12 protein-coding genes are annotated in these 14,556 nt (G+C 72.5%); 6 read left to right on the top strand and 6 right to left on the bottom strand.

Translation table 11 applies throughout. The features are described 5' to 3' along the window. Positions 1–36: 36 nt before the first annotated feature. From Psi01_RS35035 to Psi01_RS35020, 4 genes are all read right to left on the bottom strand, one after another. Positions 37–1,653, bottom strand: coding sequence for a GGDEF domain-containing protein (locus Psi01_RS35035; protein WP_204068450.1), 1,617 nt, complete (start codon positions 1,651–1,653; stop codon positions 37–39). Between the two features lie 284 nt (positions 1,654–1,937). Further along, entirely contained in the window at positions 1,938–2,621 is a 684-nt protein-coding gene (locus Psi01_RS35030; RefSeq protein ID WP_204068449.1) for a response regulator, read from the bottom strand. After that, the gene (locus tag Psi01_RS35025; RefSeq protein ID WP_204068448.1) at positions 2,621–3,931 is read right to left on the bottom strand and encodes a sensor histidine kinase; all 1,311 of its coding nucleotides are present in this window, start codon (positions 3,929–3,931) and stop codon (positions 2,621–2,623) included. Before Psi01_RS35025 ends, Psi01_RS35030 begins: the two co-directional genes overlap by 1 nt. Before the next feature lie 120 nt (positions 3,932–4,051). Next, the gene (locus Psi01_RS35020; RefSeq protein ID WP_204068447.1) at positions 4,052–4,921 is read right to left on the bottom strand and encodes a RecB family exonuclease; all 870 of its coding nucleotides are present in this window, start codon (positions 4,919–4,921) and stop codon (positions 4,052–4,054) included. A gap of 168 nt (positions 4,922–5,089) precedes the next feature. Between Psi01_RS35020 and Psi01_RS35015 the strand changes: the two genes are divergently transcribed. The 4 genes from Psi01_RS35015 to Psi01_RS44270 all read left to right on the top strand — a co-directional run bounded on the left by Psi01_RS35015 (position 5,090) and on the right by Psi01_RS44270 (position 9,843). Then, a complete protein-coding gene (locus Psi01_RS35015) occupies positions 5,090–6,181 on the top strand; it encodes a site-2 protease family protein (protein ID WP_204068500.1) in 1,092 nt (363 codons plus the stop codon). 199 nt (positions 6,182–6,380) lie between these two features. Continuing rightward, on the top strand, positions 6,381–7,916 hold the full coding sequence (locus tag Psi01_RS35010) for a hypothetical protein (protein ID WP_204068446.1): 1,536 nt from the start codon (positions 6,381–6,383) through the stop codon (positions 7,914–7,916). A gap of 11 nt (positions 7,917–7,927) precedes the next feature. Further along, the gene (locus Psi01_RS35005; protein ID WP_204068445.1) at positions 7,928–8,365 is read left to right on the top strand and encodes a hypothetical protein; all 438 of its coding nucleotides are present in this window, start codon (positions 7,928–7,930) and stop codon (positions 8,363–8,365) included. Beyond that, a complete protein-coding gene (locus Psi01_RS44270) occupies positions 8,362–9,843 on the top strand; it encodes an FHA domain-containing protein (protein WP_204068444.1) in 1,482 nt (493 codons plus the stop codon). The genes Psi01_RS35005 and Psi01_RS44270 overlap by 4 nt, the downstream gene beginning before the upstream one ends. A gap of 81 nt (positions 9,844–9,924) precedes the next feature. Here Psi01_RS44270 and Psi01_RS34995 read toward each other — a convergent pair whose 3' ends face one another. After that, positions 9,925–11,907: a cation:proton antiporter gene (locus tag Psi01_RS34995; protein ID WP_204068443.1), complete on the bottom strand. Its 1,983-nt coding sequence runs from the start codon at positions 11,905–11,907 to the stop codon at positions 9,925–9,927. A 120-nt stretch (positions 11,908–12,027) separates the two neighbouring features. On the opposite strand from Psi01_RS34995, the gene Psi01_RS34990 reads away from it, so the two are divergent. Further along, a complete protein-coding gene (locus Psi01_RS34990) occupies positions 12,028–12,813 on the top strand; it encodes a serine/threonine-protein kinase (RefSeq protein WP_204068442.1) in 786 nt (261 codons plus the stop codon). A gap of 80 nt (positions 12,814–12,893) precedes the next feature. Here Psi01_RS34990 and Psi01_RS34985 read toward each other — a convergent pair whose 3' ends face one another. Then, positions 12,894–13,547, bottom strand: a complete 654-nt coding sequence (locus Psi01_RS34985; RefSeq protein ID WP_204068441.1) for a TetR/AcrR family transcriptional regulator — start codon at positions 13,545–13,547, stop codon at positions 12,894–12,896. A 92-nt stretch (positions 13,548–13,639) separates the two neighbouring features. Here Psi01_RS34985 and Psi01_RS34980 point away from each other — a divergent pair, with 92 nt between their 5' ends. Continuing rightward, positions 13,640–14,548, top strand: coding sequence for a carbohydrate kinase family protein (locus Psi01_RS34980; protein WP_204068440.1), 909 nt, complete (start codon positions 13,640–13,642; stop codon positions 14,546–14,548). Positions 14,549–14,556 lie beyond the last annotated feature (8 nt).

The following is a 14,556-nucleotide window of genomic DNA, read 5'->3' as shown; positions in this document are numbered from 1 at the left end:
GGGCCGGGCCGCGGGGCGGAGCCGTTCGCCGGGAGGTCAGGCCACGGGGCGGAAACGCTCGGGCTCCTCCGCGGGCCCGTGGCCGGGTCCACCGGCCGCCCGGACGGGCCCGGCGGCGGGTCCGGCGCCGGGTTCGGCGGAGGTCTGGGGGAGGGGGCCGATCAGGACCCGGTTGCGGCCGGCGTTCTTGGCGGCGTACAGCGCCTCGTCGGCGATCCGGATGAGGTCGTCGGCCGTCCGGGCGTGCAGCGGCATGATCGCGCCGCCCACCGAGGCGGTGACGGGCACGCCGGTGGACTCGTCGGCGGCCACGGGGGCGGCGGCCACCACGGCGCGGATGCGTTCGGCGAGCAGGGCCAGCCCCGCCTGCGTGGTGTGCGGCGCCAGGACCGCGAACTCCTCGCCGCCGAAGCGGGCGGCCAGGTCGCCGTCCCGGCAGACCGCGCGGATGCGCCGCGCCGTCTCGGCCAGGACCGCGTCCCCGGCGGGATGGCCGAAGGTGTCGTTGACCCGCTTGAAGTGGTCCACGTCGATGAGCAGCAGGCCCAGCGTGGTGCCGTGGCGGCCGGAGCGGGAGATCTCGCCGCGCATGCTCTCCTCCAGCAGCCGCCGCGTGCTCAGACCGGTGAGCGCGTCGGTCATGGCCAGCCGCCGCTGGGCGGCGATCAGCCCGGACATGCGGGCCATGACCAGCAGGAACAGGGAGGCCGAGGCGGCGGCCAGCACCAGCAGCTCCATGTTGCCGTCCTGCAGGTAGCGCACGAGCAGGACCATCGGCGCCATGAGGGTCGCGCTGGCCAGCAGGACGAGCCGGTAGCGGGAGGCCTCCGCGGGCCGGGCCGGCACCTGCTCGCCCATCCTGGCCATCGACGGGTGCAGCGCGGCCGAGCCGAGCAGCACGTAACCGCTCAGCCAGCCGAGGTCCAGCGCGGTGCCGGGGATGTACCGGCCGAACAGGGCCTGCATCCCGTAGCCGATGTCGGCCACCAGGACCAGTGAGAGGAAGCCGATCAGCAGGTGGTAGGACCGGCTCCGCTCGCCCCCGCCGAACACCAGGCGCAGCGACAGCGCCAGCACCAGCAGGTCCACCACCGGGAAGGCCAGCGTGGCGAACTGGTCGGACGGGGAGAGGGACGAGGTGACCATCACCGGGCCGATCAGGAACATCCAGTACAGCAGGGCGGCGCCGATCGAGATGACGAAGGAGTCGATCATGGCCGGGACGTCGCCCCCGGGCGTGCGGCGCCTGATGAGCAGGATGAGCGCCAGTGCCAGAGGGGGGTACTGCAGAAGATAGAAGATGTTGGCCAGCAGCGGATAGCTCGTGCCCGGGTCGCCCGGCATGAACGAGTAGGTCAGGTCCCCCAGGGTGTACATCACCTGGCTGGCCGCCAGCAGCCACCAGGCGAGCCTCGCCCGCGGCCGCCGCCACCGGATCCCGGCGGCGATGACGACCGCGGATCCCCCGCTGATCACGCAGTACAGCCCCGACTGCACGTCGTCGGACGCGCCGAGGAACGGGAAGGCGTAGTACAGGGCGATCAGGCCGGCACCGGCCAGGAGGCAGCAGACCCACGCGGGTGGCAGGCGACGTCCGCGCACGCCGGACCGTCCGGCGGCCGGGCGGCCTGCGGTGGTGAGCGAACGGTTCATGGCCTCTTGTCCAGGCGGTGTCCCGGCCCCGCGCGGGTGCCGGAAACAGGTGTCACGGCAGGAAGTTCCCGTCCATGCAACCGCCCGACGGATGCCTGTCAGTAGCGGGGCGGTTGCAGAACGGGAGCGGTCGCGGGAGAGGCTTGCCCGCGCCGCCTCACAGCGCGTATGCGCCGGCGGGGACCGGATGGCGTGCGCCTCCGCGGGGACCCGCCGGGCCGGTCAGCGGATCGCCGGTCACAGGATGGCGCCGGGATCGATCAGGCGGTGACCCGCCGGGCCGGTTACGGGATGGCACCGGGGGTGATCAGCCCGGTCTCGTAGGCCAGGACCACGGCCTGGACGCGGTCGCGCAGGTTCAGCTTGGTGAGCACGTTGCCGACGTGGGTCTTGACCGTGGTCTCGCTCACCACCAGCTCGGCGGCGATCTCGGCGTTGGACATGCCGCGGGCGATCAGCCGCAGCACCTCCAGCTCCCGCTCGGTGAGCCGGTCCAGGCGGGCCGGGGTGGACTGCTGGTGGGCCGAGGGGAGCCGGGCGCCGAACTTGTCCAGCAGCCGCCGGGTGACGCTCGGGGCGACGATGGCGTCGCCCGCGGCGACCACCCGGATGGCCTGCACCAGCTCGTCCGGCGGGACGTCCTTGAGCAGGAAGCCGCTGGCCCCGGCGCGCAGCGCCTCCACGATGTACTCGTCCAGGTCGAAGGTGGTCAGCACCAGCACCCGGGGCACGTGGGCGCCGCCCGGGGCCTCGCGGACGATCCTGCGGGTCGCCTCGATGCCGTCGACGCCGGGCATCCGGATGTCCATCAGCACCACGTCGGGCAGCAGCGCCCGCGACTGGTCCTGCGCGGCCTTGCCGTCGCCCGCCTCGCCGACCACCGTGACGTCGGGCTCGGCCTCCAGGATGAGCCGGAAGCCGGTGCGCAGCAGTGGCTGGTCGTCCACCAGCAACACTCTGATCGTCATCATGAGTCCTTGAGAGGGAACCGGGCTCTTACCTCGAATCCGCCCTCCGGACGCGGGCCGATCCTCAGAATTCCACCATAGAGTGCGACCCGCTCACGAATGCCGACCAATCCGTGGCCGATCCGCTCGGCCGCGGCCCGCCCGCCCCCGGCGCGCCCGCCCTCGTCCCGGCCCCGGTCCGCCGGGCCGTCCGCGGTGCGGTCCACATGCGCCCCCCGGCCGTCGTCCTCGACGTGGACGGTCAGCTCGCCCGGCTCGTGCCGTACGGTCACCCAGGCGTGCGCGCCCGCGCCCGCGTGGCGCAGGCTGTTGGTGAGCGCCTCCTGGACCAGGCGGTAGGCGGCCAGGTCCACCCCCGGCGGCAGCGGCCCGAACCGGTCCCCGCCGTGGTCCCCGCCGTCCGCGGGCGCGCCGCAGGCGTCCACCATGCTCAGCTGCGTGGACAGGCCCGCCTCGCGCATCTGGGCGACCAGGGAGGGGATCCCGTGCACGCCGGGCTGCGGCTCGCGCTCGGCGGGGGCGCCCTGGTCGGTCCGCAGCACGCCCACGATGTTGCGCATCTCGGCCATCGCGGTGCGGCCCATCTTCTCGATGGCCGACAGCGCCTCGCGCGCCCCGTCGGGGTTGCTGGCCAGGACCCGGCGGGCCGCGGCGGCCTGGACGGTCATCACGCTCACGTGGTGGGCGACCACGTCGTGCAGCTCCCTGGCGATGCGGGAGCGCTCCTCGGCCCTGGCCGCGCGGGTGTCGGCCTCCCTGGCCCGCTCCATCCGCCCGGCGCGCTCGCGCAGCTCCGACAGGTAGGCCCGGCGCAGCCGCAGGCTCCGGCCCGCCAGCCAGAGCGCCGTGGCGAGCACGATCACCAGCAGGTGCGCGCTCCAGTCGCCGAGGTCGCCCCGCAGCGCCCCGGAGGCCACACGGCCGGTGAAGCCCACCGCGAGCGCGCACAGGCTCAGCGCCAGCCCCCGGTGGGCGGCGACCGTGTAGACGAGCCACAACGTGGCCAGCCAGAGCAGGGAGCCGCCCTCGGACAGGGCCGCCAGCGTCATGTCGACGAGGACGACCAGGCAGAGCATCAGGAACGGCCGGCGGCGGCGCAACGCCGTGGCCAGGCACCCGGCCACGATCAGGGTCAGGCCCGGCCAGCCGGGGGAGTCCGGCGCGGCGGGGGCGCCGTAGGAGGAGCCGAAGGGGGAGGGAAGGTAGGCGAGGGGGACCGCGGCGGCCGCCAGCAGCACGGCGAGCACCGCGTCCGGGACCAGCCGGCGGTCGCGGGACCGGGGGGACGGAGTGCCCAGGGTGTTGCGCACACAATCAATTTAGGCGTCCTGTCACCCGCGCCACCCTGCTACAGGGGGAAATCCCCCTCATCCCCTCGGATGACCCCGACGTGCGGATCAGACGCGGATCAGATGAGGATCGGGCACCGATCAGATCTCGTCGGTGGCGGCCCGGGTCGCGCGGCGGGTGCTGCGCACCGTGTCGCCCGGCTGCCGCGCCGGGAGCGGCGGAGGGGTGCCGCCGAACTCCGGGCACAGGTCCTTGTAGTTGCACCAGTCGCACAGGCGGCTGGGCCTGGCCACCCACTCGCCGGTGTCCAGGGCCCGCTCGATGGCCTTCCACAGTGCCCGCACCTTGCGCTCGGTGGCGCGCAGGTCGGCCTCGTCGGGGGCGTAGCGCAGGACCTCACCGGCCCCGCCGAGGTACATCAGCTGCAGCAGGCGGGGCACCGAGCCGTGCAGCCGCCACAGCACCAGCGCGTAGAACTTCATCTGGAACAGCGCCTTGGCCTCGAACGAGGGGCCCGGCGCGCTGCCGGTCTTGTAGTCGACCACCCGGACCTCGCCGGTGGGCGCGACGTCCAGCCGGTCGATGTAACCCCGAAGCATCAGGCCGTCGTCGAGCACCACCTCGACGTACAGCTCCCGCTCGGCGGGCTCCAGGACGCGGGGGTCCTCCAGCGTGAAGTAGCGCTCCAGCATGGCGCGGGCCTGGGCCAGCCACTCGGCCTGCTCCCGCTCGCCGGCGAACATCTCACCGTAGGCGGGCTCCTCCGCCAGCAGGCGCTCCCACTGGGGCTCCACCAGGTCCAGGGCCGCGGCGACGGTGCGCGCCGGGGCCGGCAGGTCGTAGAGACGCTCCAGGACCGAGTGCACCATCGTGCCGCGCACCGCGGCGGGCGACGGCGGCTCCGGCAGCCGGTCGATCACCCGGAACCGGTAGAGCAGCGGGCACGTCATGAAGTCACCGGCGCGGGACGGCGACAGCGCTCCGATGATCGTGGGCTCGGTCAGCGACATGTCCGCACTGTAGGTCACCGCGGCGACAGTTTGGACCCGGAGTGCAGATGTGGCGCGGCCCCCGCGACCCCGGGCGCGTAGCATCGAGGCCGGAGCCCGAGTGATTCGAGGAGTGGTGAGCCACCGGTGAGCAGCGAGAGCCCGCGCCAGGACAACCCGGGTCTGCGGATGGGTCGTCCGTTCGGCATCCCGGTCTATGTCTCGCCGACCTGGTTCATCGTGGCGGCGTTCATCACCTTCACCTTCCAGCCCGCGGTGGTCTCGCGGCTGCCCGAGCTGAGCACCGGCCTGTCCTACCTGGTCGCGCTGGTCTTCGCGGTGCTGCTGTACGTCTCGGTGCTGCTCCACGAGCTGGCGCACTGCGTGGTCGCCAAGATGTACGGCCTGCCGGTCCGGCGCATCACGCTCTATCTGCTCGGCGGCGTCTCGGAGATCGAGCGCGAGCCGCAGACCCCGGGCAGGGAGTTCATGGTGGCCTTCTCCGGGCCGCTGCTCTCCCTGGGCCTGGGCGGCGCGGGCTTCGCGCTGGACCGGTTCCTGGACCCCAACACGATCCTGGGCGTGCTGAGCTACCAGCTGTGGCTCGCCAACCTGATCGTCGGAGTGTTCAACCTGCTGCCGGGCCTGCCGCTGGACGGGGGCCGCATGCTGCGCGCCGGAGTGTGGAAGATCACCCGCAGCTCCGGGACCGGTACGGTCGTCGCGGCCTGGGTGGGTCGCGGGCTGGCGGTCCTCCTGGTCGTCTGGCCGGCCGCCCTGTCGCTGATGAGCGGCCAGGAGCCGAGCTGGGGCCCGCTCATCTGGTCGGTGCTGCTGGCCTCCTTCATCTGGTTCGGCGCCACGCAGGCGCTGCGCGGGGCCCGGATGCGGGCGCGCATCCCGCACGTCAACGCGCGCGCCCTGGCCCGGCGGGCCATCGCGGTCACCGCCGACGTGCCGCTGGCCGAGGCGCTGCGCCGTACGACCGAGGCCCAGGCGGGCGCCATCGTCGTGGTGGACCACGAGGGCCGCCCGACGGGGATCGTCAACGAGATCGCGGTGGAGGCCACCCCGGAGAACCGCCGCCCGTGGGTGGCGGTCGGCGCGCTGGCCCGCAATCTCGAGCCTTCGCTGGTGCTGGCCGCCGATCTGACGGGAGAATCCCTGATCGAGGCCATGCGCGAAAGCCCCGCCGGGGAGTATCTTCTGGTCGAACGCGGAGGGGAGATCTTCGGCGTGCTCGCCACGTCGGACGTGAACCGGTTGTTCACCGGTGTCTGAAGCCTGTTCACCGGTGTCCGGGCGAACCTCCGGCACTTTTCAGACGTCTGAAAGATTGCGTTGGAACGAGACAAGGGGCAGAACATCGGCGCGGGGGAAAAGATCGCCCGATCTGTCCCACTCGTTTTCGGCGCGGACCGGGACTAATCTTCTGGCCAACTGAACCGGTTGGCCACGTATCTTCGAGGGACGCATCACATTGGCACCCCCCAGCACGCCGGCCTCGGCCGGTGACCTGACGCCGGAACTCCTCGGCACCTCCGAGTGGACCGACCACATGGTCGCGTCCGCGGGCATTCCCATGTACGACATCCCCTTCCTCACCGTGGGCGGGGGCATCGGGTCGTTCGTGACCGTCGACTATCTGCGGATCTACGGGGTCCCCACCTCGCAGATGCGGGTCATCTCCAACATCGACCACCCGTGGCAGACCTACGAGTTCCTCACCAGGTGTTCGCAGATCCCGCGCGGCGAGCGGATCCGCTCCGACTCCTCCTCGCGCCCCGACAACCTGTGGGGCTTCCCCTCCTACGCGCTGGAGGAGGCCTGGAAGGACAAGAACCCGGCCTACCTGTGGCAGCTGTTCACCGAGCCGCTCCTGAACGACTACTGGACGCCGCGCGCCGGGACCGTCTTCGAGAACCTGGAGCGCGAGGCCAAGCGCATCAACTACTGGGACATGCTGGTCAAGGGCCAGGTCCGCATGGTGCGCAAGAGGGCCGGCGGCGGCTACTTCACCGTCGTCACCCCGCCCGAGGGGGCGGCGCCCACCAAGCGCATCATCTTCCGCTCGCGGTTCGTCCACATCGCGGTCGGCTACCCGGGCCTGAAGTTCCTGCCCGACCTGCAGGAGTTCCGCACGAAGTACTCCGACTACCAGCACGTCGTCAACGCCTACGAGCCGCACGAGCAGGTCTACGAGTTCCTCAAGACCCGGCCCGGCACGGTGGTCATCCGGGGCGGCGGCATCGTCGCCTCCCGGGTGCTCCAGCGCCTGTTCGACGACCGCAAGAAGTTCGGGCTCCAGACCCAGATCATCCACATCTTCCGGACCTTCATCACCGGCTCCCACGGCCCGCACCTGTGGTCGCGGCGCAAGGGCGGCGACGGCTGGGCCTACCAGGGGTTCAACTATCCCAAGTCGGTGTGGGGCGGCCAGCTCAAGGCGGAGATGCGCAAGCTGGAGGGCGCCGAGCGCGCGGCCAAGTACAAGCAGATGGGCGGCACCAACACCCCCTACCGGCGGCACTGGCAGGAGCAGATGCGCGCCGGGCGCGAGGGCGGCTACTACCACGCCGTGCAGGGCACGGTGGACCGGGTGGAGCGCACCGAGGACGGCCGGCTGGTCAGCTACGTGCGCAGCAACGACGGCATCATCCGTGAGCCGGTGGCCGACTACATCATCGACTGCACGGGACTGGAGGCCGACATCTCCGAGCACCGCATCTTCGCGGACCTGCTGCAGCACAGCGGCGCCTACCGCAATCCGGTCGGCCGCCTGGAGGTGGAGCGCCACTTCGAGGTGAAGGGGACCGCCAACGGCGACGGCGCGCTGTACGCCTCCGGGTCGGCCACCCTCGGCGGCTACTTCCCCGGCGTCGACACCTTCCTCGGGCTGCAGATCGCGGCCCAGGAGATCGCCGACGACCTGGCCAGGCGCGGGTTCGTCAAGAAGATGGGGCCGCTGCGCTCGACCGCGCAGTGGTTCAAGTGGGCCTTCAACTCGCCGGTATAAGGAGTGTCTCCGTGGTTCCGACCCTGATCGGGCGCATCCAGACGCGCCTGTTCCTGCTGGCCACCGTCGGCGTGGTGGTCACGCTGCTCATCATGCCGATCGTGCCGGGCGTGACCGCCCCGCTCAGCGAGCTCTATGTCACCGGTCTGCTCGTCCTGGTGGCGGTGGGGGTGCTGGGCATCGTCTGGGAGCTGATCTATCACTTCCTCATGCAGTTCAGGTGGGAGAAGGACTGGCCGACCATGTTCGGTTTGCTCACTCTCGTTCCCGAAGGTCTTCTGCTGTACTTTTTGCTACGGTCCGGTGCGGTCGGTTTCATCGACCCGATTCCGGCGGCCGCGTTCTGGACGCACTTCACCGTCGTCTGGGTATCCATGTGGCTAGTGGCGAACGGTCCGATGAGGGTTCCGTTCATCCGATGGCGTTTCCGGGGAGGGAGAGTTCTGTGACCGACCAGGGCTTCGGGGTGGTGCGTCCGCTTCCGGGCAACGGGCTGGTCGCCCATGTGGGCGGGCTGCTGCTGGTGTGCGACGCGGCCGAGGCCGTGGCGGAGGATCTGCTGGGGGCGGTGCGGGAGACCGCGGCCTCGGGCGGCGACGGGCGGGCCCTGGCCCGGCGCGTCGCCCAGGTGCTGGCCGCCATGATGGGCGAGCCCGTGGCGTGCGCCGTCGCCGGTCACGTGCCCGAGGGCGTCGCCGTGCTGGTCAGCGGCCAGGCCTCGGCGTCGGTCACCGGTTCCGCGGGAGAGGTGCGCCTGGCCGGGCGCGACGCGCTCACCTGGTCCGACCGGCTGGTGCCCGGCCCGGTCACCCGGGTCGAGCTGCGCCTGCCCGACGCCGGTGCGGCGCACCGCTTCGCCCGGCTGGACGGCGGCGTGATCTCCGGAGGCGGGGTCCAGTGGGACCCGGCGGAGATGGGCGAGGCGGCGCAGCCGCCCATGCGCGCGGCCCAGCCCGCCCCGGCACCGGTCCAGGCCGAGTCCCAGGCGCCCCCGATGCCCCCGATGTCCCCGATGGGAGCCGGACCCGGTCCGGCCCCCGGCCCGTCGATGGCCCCCGACTGGGGACCGCCGCCGATGGAGCCCGCCGGTCCGCCCATGGAGCAGCGGCCCGGACCCGTGATGGAGCCCGCCCCGGCGGGGCCGCCGCCGTACCCGCTGGGCCCGGCCGACCCCTACCCGCCGGCGGGCCCGCCGATGGAGCAGCAGGCCCCCGCTCCCCAGGGGTGGCACTCCGAGCCCATGCCCGCGGTCCCGTCCCAGGGGCCGGGGTCCGGATCGGCCCCCGCGATGCCCTCGCACGAGGACATCGACACCGCACGGGCCAACGGGATGGGCGGCGACCCGATCGACGTCCGCAACGAGTCGTTCGAGTACGAGCTGCTGACCCCCGGCCCCTCCGGCCCCTCGGGGACCGCGCCGGACATGCCGATGATGCCCGAGCCCGAATCGCGGCCCCTGGTCTACGGCGTCGACTGCAAGAACGACCACTTCAACGACCCGCGGGTGCCGTACTGCGCGGTCTGCGGCATCGCGCTGGTGCAGCGCACGCTCGTGCCCTACAAGGGGCCGCGCCCGCCGCTGGGCGTGCTGCTGCTGGACGACGGCATGACGCTGCGCCTGGACACCGACTACCTGCTCGGGCGCGACCCCGAGCGGGCCCCGGAGGTCGCCGAGGGCGCGGTCCGCCCGGCCAAGGTCACCAGCCCCGACGGCTCGGTGTCCCGCCGCCACCTGCGTGTGGCGCTGGACGGCTGGGACGTCAACCTGGTCGACCTGGGCTCGGTCAACGGCACCCAGATCCAGCCGCCCGGCGACCCGAACTTCTACGACATCCCGCCGAACGAGCCGGTCACGATCGCGCCCGGCACGACCGTGCGCATCGGCGTCTCGCGCACCATGCGCTACGAGTCGCACCGCAACAGCTGAGAGCGGCGACACGGCGGAGGGGCGGGCGGGGCCATGAGGCCCCGGCCCGCCCCTCGCGTGTCCTCAGGGGCCGGGGGACCCTCAGGGCTGGGCGACCGGGGTGCGCAGGGCGGCGACCGCGGCGGCCCAGTCGACCGGGTCGGCGTCCTGCTCGGCGCGCACCAGCAGGTGCGTGCCGCCCGGAACGGTCCCGTTGTCGGGCGCCACGACCAGCGCCCCGGCCGGGGCCTCGCCCGCGGTGGCCCGCACCCCAAGCTTGCTCAGCCGCTGGGCCAGCGAGGAGGCCCGGCCGCCCCCGGTGACGACCAGCGGCCGGTCGCGCAGCAGCGCCAGGATGAGCGCCACGTGGGTGGCGGCGTCGGAGCCGTGGTGCACCGCGACGGGTCCGGTCCCGAACTCGGCGGCCTCGGTCTGGTCGGGGGAGAGCACGGTCACCACGCGGCACACGGCCGCGGCGCGGACCTCGGCGTAGCCGGGCACGCCCGCGGGCAGCACCACCAGGTCGGGCTCGGCCCCGCCGACCACCTCGGGCAGCTCGACGGCCACGTCGGTGGCGAAGCGGCTGACCACCCGGGACTGCGAGCCCTGCACCCTGGCGGTGCCGGCCAGCTCCTCCAGCTCGTGCAGCGTCTCGGCCATCTCGGCCAGCTCCGACGACAGGCCGGTGCCGACCTCCAGCCGGCCGCTGGGGTAGGGCCGCAGGTGGACCAGGGCCACCTCGGAGGGGGACTTCACGCGGGCCAGGGTGGCGGCCAGGTCCACCAGCGGGCCCTGCTCGGCGGGCGGCTCGGGGACGACGGCCAGCACCCGGTGCGCGGCGGTCACCCCGAGGGCGGCGCGCTCGGCCTCGGCGATGTCGCGGGCCACCCGCCGGTCGGGATAGATCCTGCGCAGCAGCGGGCCGGTCATGCCGGTGGTGACCAGCGCCATCACGACCATCAGCGAGTACAGCTCGTTGTCGAGCACGCCCTTCTGCAGGCCGACGGTGAGGATGACGATCTCGGTCAGCCCCCGGGTGTTCAGCAGGGTGGCCAGCGCCCACGACTGCCGCGAGGGCACCGCCTGCATGCGGGCCGCGGCGTAGGAGCCCAGCATCTTGCCGCCGATCGCCACCGCCAGGATCGCGGCCAGGACGCCCAGGCTGGACAGGTCCAGCGCGCGCAGGTTCACGTTGAGCCCGGCCACCACGAAGAACATCGGCAGCAGCAGCAGGACGGCCAGCTGCTCCAGGCGCTCCAGGATCTCGTGGTTGAGCCGCTCGGCGCCCTCGCGCGGCATCACCGCGCCGAACAGGAACGCCCCGAAGATGAAGTGCACGTGCATCCACTCGGTCGCCCAGGCCGAGGCGATCAGGCCGATGAGCACCAGCGACAGCAGCGAGGGCGTCAGCCGCCCGGCCCGCTCGTAGGCGGGCACCAGCCGGGCCAGCAGGGGGCGGACCACCAGGAACATCACCAGCGCGTACGGCAGCGCCAGCAGGACCTTCCACTGGCCCTCGGCGTCCCCCGCCCCGGCCACGGCCACCACCACCGCTAGAACGGTCCAAGCGAGCACGTCGATCACCGCGGCGGCGGCCAGGGACAGGCCGCCGAGAGTGATGCGCTGCATGCCCCGGTCGGTGAGGATGCGGGCCAGCACGGGGAAGGCGGTGGCGGCCATCGCCGCCCCCATGAACAGCACGAACGGCAGGGTCTTGTCCCCGCCGACGTGGTCGCCGGCGATGAACAGCGCGAGCCCGCAGCCCAGCACGAACGGCAGCAGCGTCGAGCCGAGCGCGACGGTCACCGCGATGCGGCCCTTGCCCCGCACCAGTTTCTGGTCCAGTTCCAGGCCGACGACGAACATGAACAGGACGAGGCCGACATTGGCCAGAGCCTGCAGCGGAGGTTTCATCTCCGGGCCGAAGAGGGTCTCACCCAGCAGCGGGCCGAGCAGGGTGGGACCGAGCAGGATGCCGGCCAGGATCTCGCCCACCACCGGTGGTTGGCCGAGACGCCGGGCCAGGGCACCGAACAGCCGTGCGACGGCCAGGACGATCACCAGGTCGAGCAGGAGCAGATCCATGTGGAGCACCGGTGAACACGCTTCCCGTAAGTGAAGAAAAGCCCCGACAATGACCAGGCGACGTTACCGTGTGGAGAACGCCGCCGGGAATGGATCGGCGGCAAGGAGGGGAGAGCGCCGGTGGAAGGCATCGCCGATTATGAGTTCGTCCGATCGCTGGGGGCGGGCAATCACGGCGAGTTCTATTTAGCGAAAAAGCCCGAGCGACTGCCGGTGGAGACCGAGTTCGTCGCGGTGAAGGTTCTCGGCGGCACCGGCGCCGACGCCTTCCGGCGGGCGACCAGGGAGTTGAAGGCGTTCGCCGCGGTGCGCTCGCCGTACCTGGTGACGCTTTACGACGCGGGTCAGCAGGGAGGGATCTTCTACTACTCGATGGAGTACCTGCCCGCCGGGTCGCTGAGCCGCCCGGTCGAGCCGCCGTCGCGGGAGCACGCGCTGCGCGCCGTGGCCTGCGCCGCGCACGCCGCGCAGGCGCTCCACGAGGAGGGGATCGTGCACCGCGACATCACCCCGGGCAACGTGCTGCTGACCGACACCGGGGGGAAGCTGTCGGACCTCGGCCTGTCGCAGGTGCTGACGCCGGGCGCGACGGTGACCGGGATGGGCGGGATCGGCTCGGTGGAGTTCACCGACCCGGCGCTGCTGCAGGGGGACAAGCCCACGCCCGCCGGGGACGTGTGGTCGCTCGGCGCCACACTGCACTGGGCGGCCACCGGCAGGGGGCTGTACGGCGACCTGCCCACCCACGACCCGCTGCTGACCCTGCGGAAGATCAACAGCACCGCGCCCTCGGTAGTCGGCGACCTGGAGCCCGAGCTGGCCGAGCTGGTGCAGACCTGCATCGGGGACGCCGCCAAGCGGCCCACGGCCAGGGGAGTGGCCGACCGGGTCTACGCGCTCCTGTGATCCGCCCCGGCCGGGACCGACCGGCCGGGATCACCTCTCGTCTTGGAACGCTCCCGCCCGGCCGGTGAACCGGGCCGGGATCACGCGCTCCTCTGGGACGCCTCCCCGTCCCCGCGGCCCCGCACGGGCCGGGGGGACGCGGGGGAGGCCTGGAGACGGCCGAGCTCGGCGTCCAGGAGCCTCTCCATCCGCCCGGCGCCCAGCCTGTCGGGATAGAGCAGCCGGTGCACGCTGAGCCCGTCGACCAGGGCGAGCAATCGCTCGGCGACGTCGTCGAGGTCCTCGGCGGTCGCGATCTCGCCCGCGTCGGCCGCCGCGCCGAGCAGGCTGCGCACCAGATAGTGCAGCTCCCGCGCCTCGGCGCGCTGGGCCTCCAGCAGGGCCGGGCTGGTCAGGCTCCGGCTCCAGAAGCCGACCTCCAGACCGCTCTCCTGGGTGCGCTCGTCGTCCAGCGGCAGGTTGTCCAGGAGCAGTTCGCGCAGCGCGGCCAGCCCGGTGCGGCCGGAGAGCTTGGCGCGCAGCCGTTCCACGATGCGGCGGTGCGACGAGCGCAGCGCCGAGAGCATGATGTCGTCCTTGTCGGCGAAGTAGTGCGTGAGCACGCCGTTGGAGTACCCGGCCTCCTTGGCGATGGCGCGGGTCGTGGCCGCCTCGATCCCCTCGCGGAGGATGATGCGGCGCGCGGCCTCGACGACCTCTTCGCGACGCTCGTTGTGATCGACGATCTTCGGCACTTTCCCGTCCTCTCCGCCTTGCTCGTTGACATGGTATTCGGGCGCCCGTCTATTATCCGCTCAGGACCGTCAAGACATGAGGAGGGCTCGCCATGACTGTCGTCACCGTCGGGGTGCACATCGTGGACGTGCTCGCCCGGCCCGTGGAGTCGATCCCGGCCGGCCAGGACACCCACCTGCTGGAGCAGATCCGCATCACGGCGGCGGGCGCCGCAGCCGGGACCGCCGTCGACCTCGCCAAGCTCGGGCTGGAGGTCGCCTCGGCCGGCGCGATCGGCGACGACGAGCTGGGCGACTTCCTTCTGATGATCATGGCGAGACACGGGGTGGACGTCGGCGGGATCGTGCGCAGGCCCGGCCAGCAGACCGCCGCCTCGATCCTGCCGATCCGGCCCGACGGCGGCCGTCCCTCCTTCCACGTGCCCGGCGCCAACCTGGTGCTGTCGCCCGACGACCTGGACCACGAGCGGATCAGGAGCGCGCGGATCCTGCACCTGGGCGGCATGGACGTGACCTGGGGTCTGCATGACCCCCGGTTCTTCGCCCTGCTGGACGAGGCGCGGGCCGCGGGGACGGTCGTCACGATGGACCTCCTGTCCAACATGCCCGATCTGATGCAGGGGGCACGTGTTTTTCTTCCGCACATCGACTACCTGCTGCCCAACGAGGAGCAGGCGCTCATGATGAGCGGGGCCGCCGACGCCCAGGAGGCCGCGGTCAAACTGCTGGCCGAGGGGCCCAAGGGGGTGCTGGTCACCCTGGGCGGCGAGGGCAGCCTGGTGGCGACCGCCTCCGGGATCACCCGGGTGCCCGCCCTGGACGTGCCGGTGGTCGACACCACCGGCTGCGGTGACGCCTACTGCGCCGGGTTCATCGCCGGTCTGGCCCAGGGCCGCGACGTCCTCGGCTCGGCCCGGCTCGGCACCGCCGTGGCGGCCCGCGTCGCCGGCGGCCTCGGCTCCGACGCGGGCCTGGACGGCGTCGACCCGTCCGGCCTGTGACCCGGCGC

It is taken from the genome of Paraplanobispora siamensis (assembly GCF_016863175.1).
GTDB classification, from domain to species: Bacteria; Actinomycetota; Actinomycetes; order Streptosporangiales; family Streptosporangiaceae; genus Planobispora; species Planobispora siamensis.
Note: the sequence above shows the minus strand (reverse complement) of the source record. Positions and strands in the feature narration are given on the sequence as shown.